This is a genomic window from Bradyrhizobium sp. AC87j1 (assembly GCF_002936975.1).
In the GTDB taxonomy this organism is placed as follows: Bacteria; Pseudomonadota; Alphaproteobacteria; order Rhizobiales; family Xanthobacteraceae; genus Bradyrhizobium; species Bradyrhizobium shewense.
The window spans coordinates 1-15,247 of the sequence record NZ_PTFE01000143.1 but is presented as its reverse complement, the minus strand read 5'-3'; the positions used below and the strand labels follow the sequence as shown (position 1 = coordinate 15,247).

The 15,247-nt window shown below is 60.0% G+C and carries 10 protein-coding genes and 3 pseudogenes; 8 read left to right on the top strand and 5 right to left on the bottom strand.

Annotation, left to right across the window (positions count from 1 at the left end; all coding sequences use genetic code 11):
* Positions 1-615: 615 nt before the first annotated feature.
* Positions 616-840, bottom strand: coding sequence for a hypothetical protein (locus tag CV770_RS37940; RefSeq protein WP_146101435.1), 225 nt, complete (start codon positions 838-840; stop codon positions 616-618).
* 53 nt (positions 841-893) lie between these two features.
* Between CV770_RS37940 and CV770_RS43080 the strand changes: the two genes are divergently transcribed.
* The gene (locus CV770_RS43080) at positions 894-1,355 is read left to right on the top strand and encodes a hypothetical protein (RefSeq protein WP_146101434.1); all 462 of its coding nucleotides are present in this window, start codon (positions 894-896) and stop codon (positions 1,353-1,355) included.
* Between the two features lie 149 nt (positions 1,356-1,504).
* Here CV770_RS43080 and CV770_RS37930 read toward each other — a convergent pair whose 3' ends face one another.
* Entirely contained in the window at positions 1,505-1,882 is a 378-nt protein-coding gene (locus CV770_RS37930; RefSeq protein WP_201760209.1) for a DUF7662 domain-containing protein, read from the bottom strand.
* Positions 1,883-3,610: 1,728 nt separating this feature from the next.
* On the opposite strand from CV770_RS37930, the pseudogene CV770_RS37920 reads away from it, so the two are divergent.
* The 6 genes and pseudogenes from CV770_RS37920 to CV770_RS37890 all read left to right on the top strand — a co-directional run bounded on the left by CV770_RS37920 (position 3,611) and on the right by CV770_RS37890 (position 11,518).
* Positions 3,611-4,698, top strand: a pseudogene (locus CV770_RS37920) (IS5 family transposase).
* 55 nt (positions 4,699-4,753) lie between these two features.
* Positions 4,754-5,041 (top strand): hypothetical protein, encoded by a 288-nt coding sequence (locus tag CV770_RS37915; protein WP_104465960.1) that lies wholly within the window; start codon positions 4,754-4,756, stop codon positions 5,039-5,041.
* A 750-nt stretch (positions 5,042-5,791) separates the two neighbouring features.
* Positions 5,792-7,438, top strand: a complete 1,647-nt coding sequence (locus tag CV770_RS37905) for an extracellular catalytic domain type 2 short-chain-length polyhydroxyalkanoate depolymerase (protein ID WP_104465958.1) — start codon at positions 5,792-5,794, stop codon at positions 7,436-7,438.
* A gap of 636 nt (positions 7,439-8,074) precedes the next feature.
* On the top strand, positions 8,075-8,356 hold the full coding sequence (locus tag CV770_RS37900) for a hypothetical protein (protein ID WP_104465957.1): 282 nt from the start codon (positions 8,075-8,077) through the stop codon (positions 8,354-8,356).
* A gap of 397 nt (positions 8,357-8,753) precedes the next feature.
* Positions 8,754-9,950: a hypothetical protein gene (locus CV770_RS43675; RefSeq protein WP_245453980.1), complete on the top strand. Its 1,197-nt coding sequence runs from the start codon at positions 8,754-8,756 to the stop codon at positions 9,948-9,950.
* Between the two features lie 5 nt (positions 9,951-9,955).
* Entirely contained in the window at positions 9,956-11,518 is a 1,563-nt protein-coding gene (locus tag CV770_RS37890; protein ID WP_104465956.1) for a S53 family peptidase, read from the top strand.
* A gap of 759 nt (positions 11,519-12,277) precedes the next feature.
* Here CV770_RS37890 and CV770_RS37885 read toward each other — a convergent pair.
* Together CV770_RS37885 and ftsZ are read right to left on the bottom strand one after the other, a co-directional pair.
* Entirely contained in the window at positions 12,278-12,949 is a 672-nt protein-coding gene (locus CV770_RS37885; RefSeq protein ID WP_146101433.1) for a hypothetical protein, read from the bottom strand.
* An 8-nt stretch (positions 12,950-12,957) separates the two neighbouring features.
* Positions 12,958-14,106 (bottom strand): cell division protein FtsZ, encoded by a 1,149-nt coding sequence (gene ftsZ, locus CV770_RS37880; RefSeq protein WP_245453979.1) that lies wholly within the window; start codon positions 14,104-14,106, stop codon positions 12,958-12,960.
* Positions 14,107-14,923: 817 nt separating this feature from the next.
* On the opposite strand from ftsZ, the pseudogene CV770_RS37870 reads away from it, so the two are divergent.
* Positions 14,924-15,034, top strand: a pseudogene (locus CV770_RS37870) (integrase core domain-containing protein); the annotation flags it as partial.
* A gap of 8 nt (positions 15,035-15,042) precedes the next feature.
* Here the strand turns inward: CV770_RS37870 and CV770_RS43075 are convergent.
* A pseudogene (locus CV770_RS43075) lies at positions 15,043-15,247 on the bottom strand (hypothetical protein); the annotation flags it as partial.

Below are 15,247 nucleotides of genomic sequence, written 5' to 3'. Positions count from 1 at the left end.
CTGAAAGGCACAAATCAGTTGCCGAAGGTCATCGCAGGTGTCAGATTCGAAAACGGCATCGAGGTCATCCAGGTGCCGGCAAACCACGCCGCCTGATCGCCTCGTCACCCAAAATCCCGCATAGCTCCGGCGTTACGCGGGGAGTTCACTTGGTAATAGCGGTAGCTCTTCCCGGAGATGCCAGGGATATCGATAAACCACTCGTTCGACATAGCTGCAGTTCACTTTCTGGGGGTCTGCCCCGTTTAAACGAACCAAGCTATTGACGCTTTCAGTGCGGGGTTTAAAAAAGAATCGCACTCGCCAGAGGGCCCTCCGCTTGGTTCCGCAAATGGAGGTTCTGATTACGGAAGGATCGCCCGGTAGCCAGCCTCGGCGGTCCTTTTCGCGAATCAGATGATCAGCAGGCGTAGTGGACACTGTGGCGCCGATTCCGCGCAACGAACATCGTAGGCATCGGTTGAGACGAACAGGCACATGCCTGTTATCTGAGCGGATTTCCCCGCGCTTTGGCCCGGTTTCAGCAAATGTTGCTCGGTCGCCACATCCGGGCGTTACGGGTGTCGACACATCCGGCAGAGTATCCGGTGGGCAGGGACCGACGACAGCCCGACATCAGTCCTTGATCCGGTTCTCCCGCACGTCCTTCAGGATCGCCTCGTAAGTCGCAATCACCTGCCTGCTGCGATCGATCGCCTCTTGGGTGACGTCTCTCCAGGCGTTGCTCCCCTCGCGCTCCCCGAGCTTCATCCTCCCTGATTCGAGGGGCTCAAGGTCGCGCCTCAGTTGCTCGAGCTGCTTCTCGACGCCTTCGGCGTATTCGCGCCAGTCGACGGCCATGTTCTTCCTCCACATCATCTAGCAGCGTGGCGCAACCGGAGGGCGAGCGCAAGATGATGCTGATGCAGTCACCGTGGACCTCGCAGGAAATCAATCATGTTTGGCGTCCAGCCAAAAATGTCGACTTGGTTCTTCGTGAGGGTGACGATCGTGAGAAACTCCTCAAGCAATTGCACTGCCGGTCCGGGTTTGTAGAGGGTCACCCACCCAGCTTTCTCAGGATACCTGAACGCGAAGTGCGCGTGGTAGGGCGACACATCTCGGATAAACTCGTCGATTTCAGCCGTGAGAGACAATCCGCAATCTGTCGCCTTAATAAGCAGATCGGTGAGATTGTGAGAGTGTTTCAGTTTTCCGCTGAGCTGTCCGCTCTCTTCTATAACGGACTTCAGGGCATTCTCTATGCTGAAGCCAATAAGGAGGTAGAGAGAGAGGCCGATCTGCTGAATGGTGGCGGACTGATCGGCCGCTACAATGCGTTTCGCGCCATCCAGCAATCCGACGGCCCAGGCTAGTTTCTCAATGTGCATAGTCATCAGCGATGAAGCTCGCGCACCCGGCGCACGAGCGCAAGCGAAGCGCACCCAAAAAATCGGTGGATTGACACCGTTGATCCTTTGACCCGCCGCGACTCAGGAGCCGGCTTCGCGTGGGCAGACGAGGATCATGTCCGATCAAATTCGACCGCTCGCTGCTTCAGCGAAACCTTAGCCTTGAAGCCGGCCTTTAACCACGCAAAGGCCTGCGTGTGACCAGCCTTGCGCGAGCTTTCATTTCCCCACCATGCACTGAAGCGGTAGGCAGAAGCAGGTAGCGGCCGCCTAAGAATTTCTTCGATCTCGGAGAATGTGAGGCGAACAGCTTGTCCCCGTGTGCTTAAGAGCCATTGGCACAACGGATCGTAAACCGACTCAACCACTGGCCTCGTCACCTTGTCCACGCGACTGGCAGAAGCGATGTGTCGCGCGGCAATCTCCAAGTTGAGATCAGTGATCCTTTCAAAGATACGAGCGGCGATCGTCTCCGCCTCTTCGGCGGTCAACGATCGGATTCCGAGCGAAGCCAGTTCCTGTCTGAGAATTCTGGCTACGATCGATTTGACCCTCATTTTGGGTAGGCCCTAAAGCCTCGATCCAAGCTCAGCCAGCGGGCGCGATCAATAAGACCTTCGCCGACTCGGTAAAAGTACGGGCCGGGCGGCACGCGCGCCCAGGCGCCCCGAAAGGGGATGGATTTTTTCAGCAAATCAGCGGGATTCGAGCCTCTGCGTGGTAAAGCCGCGCGCGACCCACAACCCCATCCAAGCAAGGATGAACAAGAGCATTGGCGGACCTATTACCAGGCCGGGATAAAACGCGGTCGGTATAGGATGTTCGCGCGATCTTGCCGGCGCGAAATCGCACCACGGACCCCGCTTCGAGCGATCGCCGCACTGGGCGTCATGCTCGCTCCGCCGCTATAGACGGCGGGACCCTGGTTACTTCCAGGAATAGGGCGGGTATTCCAGGTCCGGGTTTCCAAGCTTACCGCCGTCCCTCAGCCTTCCGCAGAGACGATGCGACCGGCACCGCATCAGCTACGACTGGATGCTCGATGGCTGCCTGAAGGGCCTCAAGAGGATGGTCGACGAGCGCCGCGGGCGGGCGGCTGGCTCTACCGAGACCCGTGGCGATCGTGGCGAAGTATGCCCAGCTCACGATCGAGCAAAAGGCGATCGTGACGGCTGAGGTCTACCGCATCCTGGCGGAGCGTGACCAATGAAACGCCGAGGCAGCCGCTGGCTGAAGTCTGCGCCTAGACGCTCAGCCACATCGCAGCATAGAAGCCCGTCGGCCCCGCAGCCGGCGGGTTCATTTCTGTGAAAAAGATCGGCGTGGTGGGGAGTTACCGTCCACGACTGTTCAAGAGCGAGTACCGTCCTTCCGTTCAACCACAGGGAGATTCGGAAATGACACGTATTTTGCTCGTTGCTCTTACGCTTTCTTTTGTTGCTCCGATTGCAAGCGCCGTCGCTGGTCCATGTGACCATGCGTCTGATCGCGCTTCAGACGGATCTCGTTGCGGAGAGCGCGCCGCTGATCGCAGGTCGGGCGGGCGCTAAATAGTTTCAACCAAGGAGGGCCCGCCGGTCCAAGCTGGCGGGCCTTTGTGTTACGCGAAAGGGTGCCGCGTCGATCGTGCGGAACGTCGCGGCACAAGCCGCAGGGGTCGCACCAGAGCGGTGCCTGCGGCCTTTCTCTTTCTCGGGGGACCTGTGTGAATTTGGAGACACAATCGGGAATACTCGGCAAACCGGAGGAACGGCGGTTAGACGACATGCTTGTCTTTCCGGTGACGGCCTCAGTCGCACGAGGCAAGAGCCTGTCCGGAGGCCCCAGCATCATCATGCCCCCCGGCCCGATGCTGGGGCCACCACGGGAGTCGTTTTATACGAGGTGCCGATTGGATGAGACTTGGAGGGTTGTGTTCGCGCTTAGTGCGACGGCTATTGTCGCCGCCGGCTCCTTCTTTGCCATCCGATTTATCATCGGATTGAACCTCTGACCTCGACCTGAAGCGGCGCCGGAAGCGCCTCGCAAATTATCAATCCCTTGGGCCCGCGGAACGCGATTGAGCTACTGCGCGTCGGGGGTGTGGACAATCTGACGTTCAAGATCGGCCGCCGCTGTCCCGTAACTGGCCGCCACGTCTAGCAGGCTGTTGAAAAAAGGCGCTCGCCGCCGACCTGCGACCGTGATTCATTGGCTCCGACGGGATTCGGAGATGGTGCGTGCGCGGCGGCGACAATCGAACGGGCGAGCTGTTTAGCTACGTTGATCTGGAGGCGCGGGTGCGGCGTGATCATCCGCTGCGAGCGATCCGGACACTTGTGAACGAGGCGCTGGCGGCGCTGGAGCGGGAGTTTGCCGCGCTCTATTCGCCGATTGGGCGGCCGTCGATCCCGCCGGAGAAGCTGCTGCGGGCAATGTTGCTGCACTTATTCGATCCGCTCCGAGCGGCTTCTGATGGAGCGGCTGGAATACGACCTGCTGTTCCGCTGGTTCGTCGGAATCGGCGTCGACGCCGCCGCCTGGGACCATTCGGTGTTCTCGAAGAACCGCGACCGGCTGCTGGAGGGCGACATCGCGGCCAAGTTCCTGGCCGCGGTGCTGGCGCAGCCCAAGGTGAAGAGGCTTCTGTCGAGCGATCACTTCTCAGTCGATGGCACGCTGATCGAGGCTTGGGCCTCAATGAAGAGCGTCAAGCCCAAGGACGGCTCCGGCGAGCCGCCAGCGCCAGGCGGCGGGCGCAATGCCGAAGCGGACTTCCATGGCCAGAAACGCTCCAACGACACCCATGCTTCGACCACCGATCCCGATGCCAGGCTCTACCGCAAGGGTAAAGGCAAGGAGACGAAGCTGTGCTTCATCGGGCACGGGCTGATGGAGAACTGCCACGGCCTGCTGGTCGACGCCTGCTTGACGCAGGCCGACGGGCATGCCGAACGGGTGGCCGCGCTGCACATGATCGAGCCTCGTGCCGACCGACCGACAGCGATCACGCTTGGCGCCGACAAAGCCTACGATGCCGAAGACTTCGTCAACGAACTGCGCTCGATGAACGTGACGCCGCATGTGGCGCAGAACACGAGCGGCCGTAGCTCTGCGATTGACGGGCGAACGACCCGGCAAGGCCGGCTATGCCGTCAGTCAGCGCATCCGCAAGCGGATCGAGGAGGCATTCGGCTGGATCAAGACGGTCGCCCGCCAAGAGAAGACCAGCTTCCGTGGCCGTGATCGCGTCGCATGGGCCTTTACCTTCGCTGCCACCGCCTACAATCTGGTGCGGCTGCCCAAGTTGATCGCGGAGACCGGCTGATGGCCAAGGTGCCGGCTTCGCCAAGGCCTTTGTCGGCCGCTGGCGCATCGTCGAGATGGACGTCTGGGACAGCGACTTCCTCGATCTTGTCGAAGAGGCGCATCTCACCTTCCAGGGCAAGTCCGATGGCGAAATCGCCTTCGGGGCTCTCAAGGGCTTCCTGGACGTGCGCTACGGCACCCGCGACGGATCGGCCTGCGCCGAGTTCTCATGGGAAGGGCACGACGAGAATGATCCGTCGTGCGGTCGCGGATGGGCTATGATCGGCACTGCGGGCAGGCTCGTCGGCCACTTCTACATCCACAATGGCGACGATTCAGCCTTCGTTTGCGAACGCGGTTGAGTTCTTCAACAGCCTGCTAGGTCACCGCTGCTCGGCGGCTATGGTTTCCGCCTTTATTTTTTCGCGCTTGGCTTCAATTTCACGGACAAGCTCATTGGAAGCTGAATATTCGCCCTCACCCACGACCCAAGCCTATCATCTTCTCCAAAGTGCTCTCGGCCGGAGCGAAGCGGCTCGTAGAGCCTCGCATCAAGGATTGGATTCTGAAAAGCGTGCGTGAAGGTCGCTTGCAAATCCCGCAATCGGACGACGGTCATATGAATAACTGTGCAGTTGGCCAGCATACCGATGTCCAATTTTGACGGGATTTCGTCCAACGACTTGAATCCACACCAAGCACGCAGGCACGCTGAAACCCTACAAGCTTTGGCGGGTGGAACGTTCAATGAATCAAAACTAGGGTTGGTTAGAAGCATCGAACATCTTGCACTAGGGAACTGTTGATAAGAAGTGCCAAGCGAAGCGACCGCTGACGTCGACCTGGGTTTCGGCTGCGTAGAATGCCACCACGTCCAAACGCCTAGCAGTTCATTGGGGCAGGGGCCGGCCATCAGCTGGGATTCTACTCGTATCATAATCGAGCTAGTGGTTTTCGGCTGGCGAAACCCTGGAAACCAGCTTCGGTATCGTCGCTTCAGCACGCGAATTCCTCGTGCGCATTGATCGCCTGTCATGAATTTCCTTCCAGCACCTATCCCCCGCTTTCCTGGCGGCGTCCGGGAACGTCTGACCAGATGAAGGAGATCAGACATGGCCTGCGAGAAACTGATCGATCAAAGCGGACGGATGCTCAAGGGGGCGCTCATCACGCCTGTTGCCTCGGAGCCGAACCAGCCCGACACGATCGTTACGTCGGCGCTGCCGCGGGACGGCAGGCAGACGGCCGACTATGGTAATCTGCAGAATCCTTTTCCGAACTGGCGAGTGATTTCTTGTTCCGATGGCGCGTTTTCACATGAACACCGGAGACTGCCCGTCGGTTCGATTAGCACGTTTTTCAAGGGCTTGGCCATCTTGCGGCAACACGCTATCGGCGCCATTTGTGCCGCGGTCGTTGGAATGTCGCCGCTCTCTGCCGAGCCCTTGGCATTGCGCAGCTATCACGCGCCGATCGGCGAGAGTTCGATCTCCGGCATTTCATCAGGCGCCTTCATGGCAGTCCAGTTCGGCACAGCCTGGTCCTCGATCGTCAAGGGAGTGGGGGTGGTCGCTGGCGGTCCGTATTGGTGCGCTGAGGCCAAGATGTGGCGTGCGACGGGTCCGTGCATGAAAGGGCCTGCATCGGGCCTGAACATCACGGCGTTCACGACGAAGGCTGATGCGAACGCGTCAGCAGGCAAGATCGATCCGGATGGTAACCTTGCCGGGCAGAAGATCTATCTCTTTCACGGCTACAACGACGCGGTCGTCGATAGGGCCGTCACCGATGCGGCTGCCGACTTCTACCGTCGCTATCTAGGTGATGCCAATCGAGGCAATCTCTTCTATCAGACCGCCCTCGGCGCCGGGCACTCCTTCGTGGTGGCCAAGGAGGGCGACAGCGGACTGAATAGCTGCAGTGCTAACAAGGAACCGTATATTGACCAATGCGGCTACGATCAGGCCGGAATCATCCTGCAGCATATTTATGGCCGCCTCAATCCACCTAATCGCGGGCAGCTCGCGGGCGTCGTGAAGAGCTTCGATCAGTCACTCTATACCACGCCGCAGGCGCCCGCCGCGTTGAGCCTGAGCGATACCGGCTATCTCTTCGTGCCTCAGGACTGCGAGCAAGGCGCTCTCTGCCGTGTCCACGTGGCGCTGCACGGATGTCGCCAGAATGCCCGCGAGATCGGGCTCAAGTTCGTCAATGATACCGGCTACAATGCCTGGGCGGATACGAACCGTTTGATCATTCTCTATCCACAGACCAGGACCAGCCTATATCGGCCCACCAATCCGCAGGCCTGCTGGGACTGGTGGGGCTACGTCAATCACACGAGCAGCTACGTGACCAAGTCTGGGGCGCAGATCCAAGCGGTCAAAGCCATGCTCGACGCGCTCGCGGCCGATGGCGCGACGCCCGTCAGCGCGACGCGGCAATTGACATCAGCACCTCAGGGGCTCACGGTGATCGATGCTTCGGATACTAGCGTTGATCTGGTCTGGTCGCCGCTGGCAGGAGCAACGACTTACCGCGTGCTGCGTGCAGACCCTGATGATACATTTCAGAGGATCGGCGAGGTTGCAGGAGCCAGCTTCGGCGATTCCGATCTTAGGCCGCAAACAACATATCGCTGGCGCGTCTCGGCCGTTCTCAAAGGAGCAGAAGGACCTGCGTCCGAGGAGGCTAGCGCGACCACGCGATCGACGCCTCCACGCTGCAACCATCCGGGGACTTGCCCGGTGACCAAATAGAAGACTCTTGGTCTCTACCGCCTGCGACGCGAGGCCGGTTCGCAGCGGCGCCTTGCCAATCCTGGCAATCTCATCTTCCAGATGTGGATGCGCTGCGCGGGGGCGTTTACCCATGTCCGATATTGCTCAAGTGTCTGTTTGTTCGCGGGATAATCCAAGCCTGGCGGTACATCGAAGAAACCCGACTGGAGGCTATTGAGCGATCGCACCAATGAGCCGCATAAACATGACAGGTGACGAAACAAAAGATCGACCTCGCTTCGGCATGAAAGCTCCTCGGAAAAATCGGCGGACCGGGCCCAGCTCAAGGCTGATAGCCGCCGTCGATCCGGCTCTCGAGCAGTGCAATCTTCTGCGTCGACCAGGGGCCATCCCGCCTTTCGCAGAGAGGCGGCGGCATCACCGGCCCGCCCTGCGCCTTCAGTCTGCGAAAACTCCGATCAGCATTTGTCTTGACGTCGCCGTACTTGGAACTCGCAGAACCACATCATGTGATTGATGTCCGTCTGCGTAAACAGCGGTCATAAACCTGCAATCAAAGCGTGCTACGTAGTTTGGTCCGATAAATTGCCGCTGCTGGTCGGGATGACGTGCAATGTTTTCTGCTCATTGATTTGTCGGGATGGGTATTCGCGCATGGGCTACGACACTGCTACGGTGAAGATGCTCCGCAACGTCCTTGATGAAGTACTTGCTAGCTCCACGTTCATCGGGCAGGAGCACCGCTCTGCGCTGGAGATCGCGGAGCGCATTCTTTGGCTTGCCTCACAGGGAGAGCGAGAGGCCGCGACAATCAAACAGCACTTGCTGAACGAGTTTTTGGCCAGCGGTAGCAATAGCGTCAGAGCTGAGAAGGCCATCTCGATGGCAAGCATGGCTCCGCGTTTGTGTTCGGGGATACGCCATCGGGGCGCCTAGTGACGTCCATGTCGTCAGCGCCGCAATGTCGTGCGCATCATCCGCTGGCGCGCTGCGATTGATCTGAAGCCCCTGGCCAAGGTTGTCTCCTGCTAACGAGGCTTTGCAGCTTGCATGAGGAATTCAATTGTCGCGAAGACCTGCCTGATACATTCGAAGTCCGCTGTAGGCCGCCATCCCGCAGGGGCGAATGGATGCCAACCAGTTTTCGTAGGTGCCGCGCAGGTCTTTCTGGGCGATACTGTGCAAGGCAAGCGTGGGGCTCACCAATCAATGTGTTTGCCCACGGGTGACGGATGAGCCATTTTTGTCTTCGGTGGATACCAGGGGAAACTATGTCTTGAACGGCAAGGCTGGAGTCGCCGCCGACAGCTTTGACCACGATAAGGAGGCAATGATGAAGCGGATCCCATCATTTCTTCTGGTCACATTTGTGCTCGGGGTCGCTGCGCGCGCCCAGGCTCCTGATCCCGATCCCGCACTGAACAATCCCGATAAGGTGTCGTGGGAATTGTTCACGACGGTCAACAAATCGGTGCCTGGCGTGAACAACAATGTTGTATTCGAGACCTGGGCCTCGAACGAGGATACGTTTCAGCCGAATCCGAAGTTCCCGGGCTCCTCTGCGCCGCCCAACTGCGCGCCGGCGCAGGTCGCGACGCTGACCACAGCGCTACCGCAGCAGCCGCCGGCGAGCCCGGTCGCAAGTCCGAAGATTTTGAACGTGCCGGCGCTGATCGCGCTCGCACCGCGGCAGCCGGGGCTGCAGCCTCACGTTTTGCCGGCGCGGCCTGGAGTCGAAGCCGTCGAAGAGACGCGGCGCAACAGGGCGACGTTTGATTTCATCGCCTGTAACAAGCTGCAGACAAGGGCTGGGCTGCGGGCGGCCTTTGCCAGCGGACAGTCGATCTCGTTTCCGATCGAATCGGTGGAAGTGAAGGCAAACTGGGTGTTGGCGAACGATCTCAGTCCCTCCGAATATCACATCAATACGGCTTCCGATAACAAGCGCTACGCGCTCATTTCCATGCACATCATCTCAAAGCAGGTCCCGAACTGGACCTGGGCCACGTTCGAGCACAAGGACAATATCGGACGCTGCGACTTCATCGGCTGTCACGACAGATTCGGCGCGGTCGTGCCGGATGTCCGTCCGCACGAAGCACCCGGCACGAAATATGATCCGTGCGTCAAGACGCCAGCGCTCAAGAAGCTGTTCGCCGACAACGATCTTCCAGCGCTGTGGGAGAATTATTGCCTCAAAGGTAGCCAGACCGATTTCGTGACCGCGACCGGGCTTCCGGTCCATCTCGGCAATTCAGTGACCGAGGCAGGCTTTGACGATACGTCCTCATGCATGACATGTCATTCCCGTGCTGCGGTCAATGCGAACGGCCGCGGAACGACCAGCGCGGGCTTCCTCTCACCGCCGAATCCGGCAGCGTGTCCCGGCGGCCAGGATCGGCTTTGCAGCCCGAACGGTGCGCCGCTGCCCGAGTGGTTCTGGAACAATCCCGGTCAGCCCAACCAGTCGCTGCTCGCGTTGCAGACCGACTTCATCTGGTCCATTCCGCGCGGGGCGATCGGTCCCTGATAGTCGTGGCGCTAGCAGCGAATCGGCGCAAACGCCCGCCGAAGCGGCCGGCGTCCGGTGATGTCGACTATCTGTCGCCGGACGCGCCGCTGAGCCTGACGCTCTATTTGCGGCATCGTCTCCCGGTGCGTCGGCGGCCGGGAAGCGCGGTCGACCTGTCCGAACTGACGCGACGCGTCACCCTGAGCGAGTTGAGGGCTGAGCGCCGGCGCATCCTCAGGCGCTCGGTCGAGCGTATCCGCCGGTTTGCCGAGCGGCGGGGCATGACCGTTATCGCGGTCGACTTCCTCGGCCGCCGCGTCAGGCTCAGGGCCAGCGCCGCCGCTGCCGAACGCGCGTTCGGCACGCGGCTGGCATGGGTCCGGGACGACGGAGTGTGGCGCTACTACCCGTGTTACGAGCCGCGCATACCGACGCAGCTCAAGCCGATCGTCCATGCAGTTCTTGGCCTCGATACCAGGAAACCGCGGCTCAGCCGGCTTCGGGAGAATGCCAACGCGGGGAACGGAATCGGCCTGCTTCCCTCCGAGATGGCCCGTCTTTACGGTCTCGATCGCGGCGGTCGCGGGCAAGGCCAGTGTATTGCGATTATCGAGCCCGCCGGCGGTTATCGGCCCGACGACATCGTCAAGGCCTGTCAAGCCATGCAGATCGCGCCGCCGCAGATCGTCGACGTCAATGTCGGGAGCGGTCGCAACAGGCCGGGGTCGAATCCTCGTGCGGATGCGGAAGTGACCCTTGATATTCAGGTGGTCGTCGGCGTCGCACCCGAGGCGCGGATTGTCGTGTATTTCACCGAACTCAGCGAGCCCGGGCTGGTCGCCGGCGTCAGCCGGGCGGTGCACGGCCCCGAGCGCCCGAACGTCGTCATCATCACCTGGGGCGAGCCCGAAACGCTCTGGCCGGCAGAGTCGCGGCTCGGCCTCGACCCAGTGCTGCAGGACGCTATCCGGCTTGGGATCACCGTGCTTGCGACGGCGGGTGACGATCTGGCCTCTGAGCGCATGCAGGACGGCAGGGTCTACGTCAACTATCCTGCATCGAGTCCCTACGTGCTGGGTTGCGGCGGAACGCGCATCGCGCTCGACGGCGCTCGCGGCAGCATCGTGAATGAGACGGTGTGGAACGACGACGGCGTGCACGGCACCGGCGGCGGCATCAGCGAGGAATATCAGGTGCCCGCTTTTCAAGCCGCGGCCCGGATTCCTGGTTCGCTCAATGACGGCAGACGCGGACGCGGGGTACCGGACGTGGCCGCTGCTGCCGCGCCGACGAATGGGTACCGCATCTTCCTCAATGGCGTGGACTTCGTCGCAAGTGGGACAAGCGCGGTCGCTCCGCTCTGGGGTGCGTTCATTGCGCTGATAAATGCACGACGCGGCCAATCGCTCGGCTTTGTAAACGATCGTCTGTACCAGTTGCCGAACCTGCTGCGTCCGATCGTCACCGGGGACAACAAGGATACAACGGGCCTTGGTTACAATGCCGGCCCCGGCTGGAACGCCTGCACCGGTCTCGGTTCGCCCGACGGCGGTGCCATCGTAACGGCCCTGACCACCATTGCATGAGCGCGAGGATCGCCGGCACGCACTACCTTGGCAAGATTGTAACGGCGCGCGGCCTCATTAGTGGCAAGGTGCCCGACCATGCGGCGGCCACCTAGTTTGCCGTCACAGCGGACCGGGCGCCGGCTCGGAATCGGCGGACTTGCGCACCTTTCCGCAAAACCGTTCTATTTTCAGGTGATCCTTCTTGAGCCGTCTCAGCTCCTGACGCCACTTTGAGCTGCGCTTCAGGGGGCGTATCGTTTTGTGGGGCGGGCGTCACATAATCGTACGCCGCCGCCAATTTTCGTTTGCGAGCAGGACTCGCGCGAGCAGCGCAAGCGCGTGAGCACTGAAATCTCAATAATTCTTTCCGTCATGTTCGTGAGTGAAACAGAAAGGGCTAAACATAAACCTCGCGTATATTCTCCTGTTCGTCGAACTGCAAGTGATCGTTCGAAACTAACGTTGCAACTTAAGCGAGCGGCTCCTAGCCTAGCGAGGGTTGCATCGTCGCAAACGCTCCAAACGGCATTACAAAAAAGAAAAAAGAACACCAACGACTTGTTTAACTCCAGTAGGGGCTAATGAATCATAACCCGCCGCGGCGGCTCTTCAGGTCGATCTCGAACATCTGCACCGAGCCCAATGGGACACGGGTGGCCCGCTTCGTGAACTGCGCGCGCACGGTCGATCGCATCCAAGAAGTTGCGTATGTCCTAGTCGTCATCGTCTTCGGTCAGGACGGCAATGCATAGCTGTCCAGCGGACGCTTGAGCCAGCTCAAGTATAGCCGAACTTGTGCAGCTGACAGGAGCGGTCCCGCTTTCCTGCGGGCATGCACTCGATCTGGTCGACGGGTCGGATCAGGGCGCCCTTGATCTCAATGTCCCCGGTTGTTGGAGACTGTCGCCACAGGGGTCCCTTCTCACCATGTCCTTCATTCTGCTCCCAACGTACCACCTTAAGCTGATCAAACTTGAACAGCCAATTGCCGGTGTCATCATGTTCCCGAGGCCACACCTTCGCTGAAATACTCTCCAATGAAACCTTGATGTCGTCGGCGGCCATCGGCGCGCACCTTTCGGGCAGCATGGGCGGATGCCTCTCGGAAAACGACATCAATGTCCTCAACAGCCCACTGATGAGGAGCTTGGTCGCGGCGAAGCCATAGTCCGGACTTTGCCAGTAACGGCCGCGCATACCATCGGGCGCGTTGTAAAGGAGGTCGCAGGTTTCCGGCTCTACGCGAATGATAGAGATTATCTGTCGCCCGTCTTCCTCGCCGCGCGGAGCATCGTCATAGCGCCTGATCCGATTGCTGATGACGGTTGCGCTCTCAATGACCCGGGAAGCGATTTCCTCGAAAGATAGATGATCGTTATCAAGATAGGCCCGTCCCGTCGCCCAAAGCCTTGATGTGTCCCATTCCATTTTGCTGGGCGGTCTAATCATCCGTGCCTTCATATTCCAGATCGGCGTTGCCGATACCCCTCCGGGGGTAGCGGGCGGTCGGCGGCATGGTGCCCCCTTAGATGGGCCGCCACCCGTGCGCTATGCTCGATATGGTCGAAGGCGCGAGGGCTATCGTTGCGCATCCGGCCGGCGAGTTCCGATAGGGAGCTTTCTGCGCTTTCCGCTGGTTCCGCCTGGCCGAGATTATCAATGCCGGTCCCCACCACCGAGACGCGCACCGTACCTTCCAACTGCTCATCAAAAGTGGCGCCAATGATAATATTGGCATCCTGGTCGGCCTCTTCGCGAATGCGACTAGCGGCCTGGTCGATTTCGAACAGCGTCAGGTCCTTGCCGCCAGTGATAGAGATGATGAGGCCACTGGCTCGCTTGATCGAGGGGTCTTCGATCAGTGGATTGGAAATCGCGGCTACGGCGGCTTTGAGCACACGCGATGGGCCAGAAGCCTCGCCCCTGCCCATCATCGCCTTGCCCTTTTCGCGCATGATCGAGAGAACGTCGGCAAAATCGAGATTGATCAAGCCCTCCTTGACTATAAGGTCGCTGATGCAGGCCACACCCGAATGGAGCACTTGGTCAGCCAGGGCGAAAGCTTCGCCGAAGGTGGTCTTCTCGTTGGTCACCCGAAATAAGTTTTGGTTTGGAATGATCAGCAGAGTGTCCACCGTCTTCAGCAGATCCGCGATGCCGGCTTCGGCAAGGCGCATTCGGCGTTGGCCCTCGAATTGGAATGGCTTTGTGACAACACCAATGGTTAGAATGCCAAGCTCACGCGCGGTCTTGGCAATAACAGGCGCTGCCCCGGTGCCGGTGCCGCCGCCCATGCCGGCGGTAACGAACACCATGTGTGCGCTGGTCAAATGATCACGGATGGCATCGATTGCCTCTTCGGCCGCGGCGCGCCCGACGTCAGGCTGCGAGCCGGCCCCGAGTCCTTTAGTCATCTGGGTGCCCATCTGGATGAGGCTCTTGGCCTTCGACATCGAGAGCGCCTGTGCGTCTGTATTGGCGACGACGAAATCGACACCCTGCAAGCCGGCCGCGATCATGTTGTTGACGGCATTGCCCCCGGCGCCGCCGACCCCGAACACGATAATGTGCGTTTTTAGCCCGCGAACATCGGTGATGTTGGTCATTTTCGGCCTCACGATTGAGTCGGTAAGCTGGGAATGAGATGACTCGAACTGCTACCTCCCAGCATTGCGATCTGCTTTGATCAACCCGCGGCTAGATGGCCCAGGCTGGAACCGGCTCGTCCCTGGCCGTTGATGGAGCCACCAGCATAGGCGCTCGCGCTCGAGATCTGCCCGATGACCAGCTGCCGTCGCCTCGAGCCGCGCCATCTCTGCCTGCAACGCCAGGATACTTTCCGCTCGCAGGGCGTTGTTTGCTGTCAACCACCGGTTCGCCGTGACTTAGCCGCATTTCGGCGAGATCAACGCACACCAACGCGTTGCCATCGTCGGAAAGTGAGCGCGGCAACTGACGCCGCTTGGCAAACGAACGAGCGGCCCCTGGCCAGATTCAGGCAGTCAGCAAGTGCGACATAGGTCAGCCTCTCATTTGCATCGGCTGTCCTCCTGGGAGCATACCGGGCAATGTGCGCCGACCGCGAAAAGGTAGGCCGTCATGGTTAAAAGAGTCTTAACGCGCAAGCAGACCAATGTTCCGTCGGCGCGCGCGTGGGAGCAGTCTTCATTTCACCCTACGCCTCTCCTTTAGCTAACGAGGGATTGGCGTGTATGATGTGGAATCAATATGAGTTGTGATCACGCCGGAGGCGTTGGCGACCGGCCACTTGGCCTTGGCCATCAACTGCATGGATGTGAAATACTCGCTTCGAAATGTCCAACCCAATTGTTGCGGCTTCCATTGGTCAATTGCTCCTGTAAGCGGGTTCGTCCATCGCCAGTATATCGCCGGCGCCGAGGGAGCGGGGCCGTCTTCCCCATCAACGGCCGGCTGCGGGATGAATTGCTGAACGAGACGCTTTTCACGTCAGTGGCCCAGGCTCGCCTCGCACTCGGATGCTGGCGGGCCGATTACAACTGCGCATCAGAACACCCATCTGGCTATGTGATTGAAGAGAAGAGATTTTGTTGAGCGGGATGCGATCCCGCGGGGTATTTTGGGTTCTGTCGCGCTCGTGTGGCGATAGATTGAGCAGCAGTTGTTATCAGCCAGGTGCGGGCGAGGATCCAAGGACCATCCGGCAGAGGATGGATGGATTCGATCTCGCCGGCTTCAGCGGCCAGTCGGAGCGTCTTGGGCGCGATC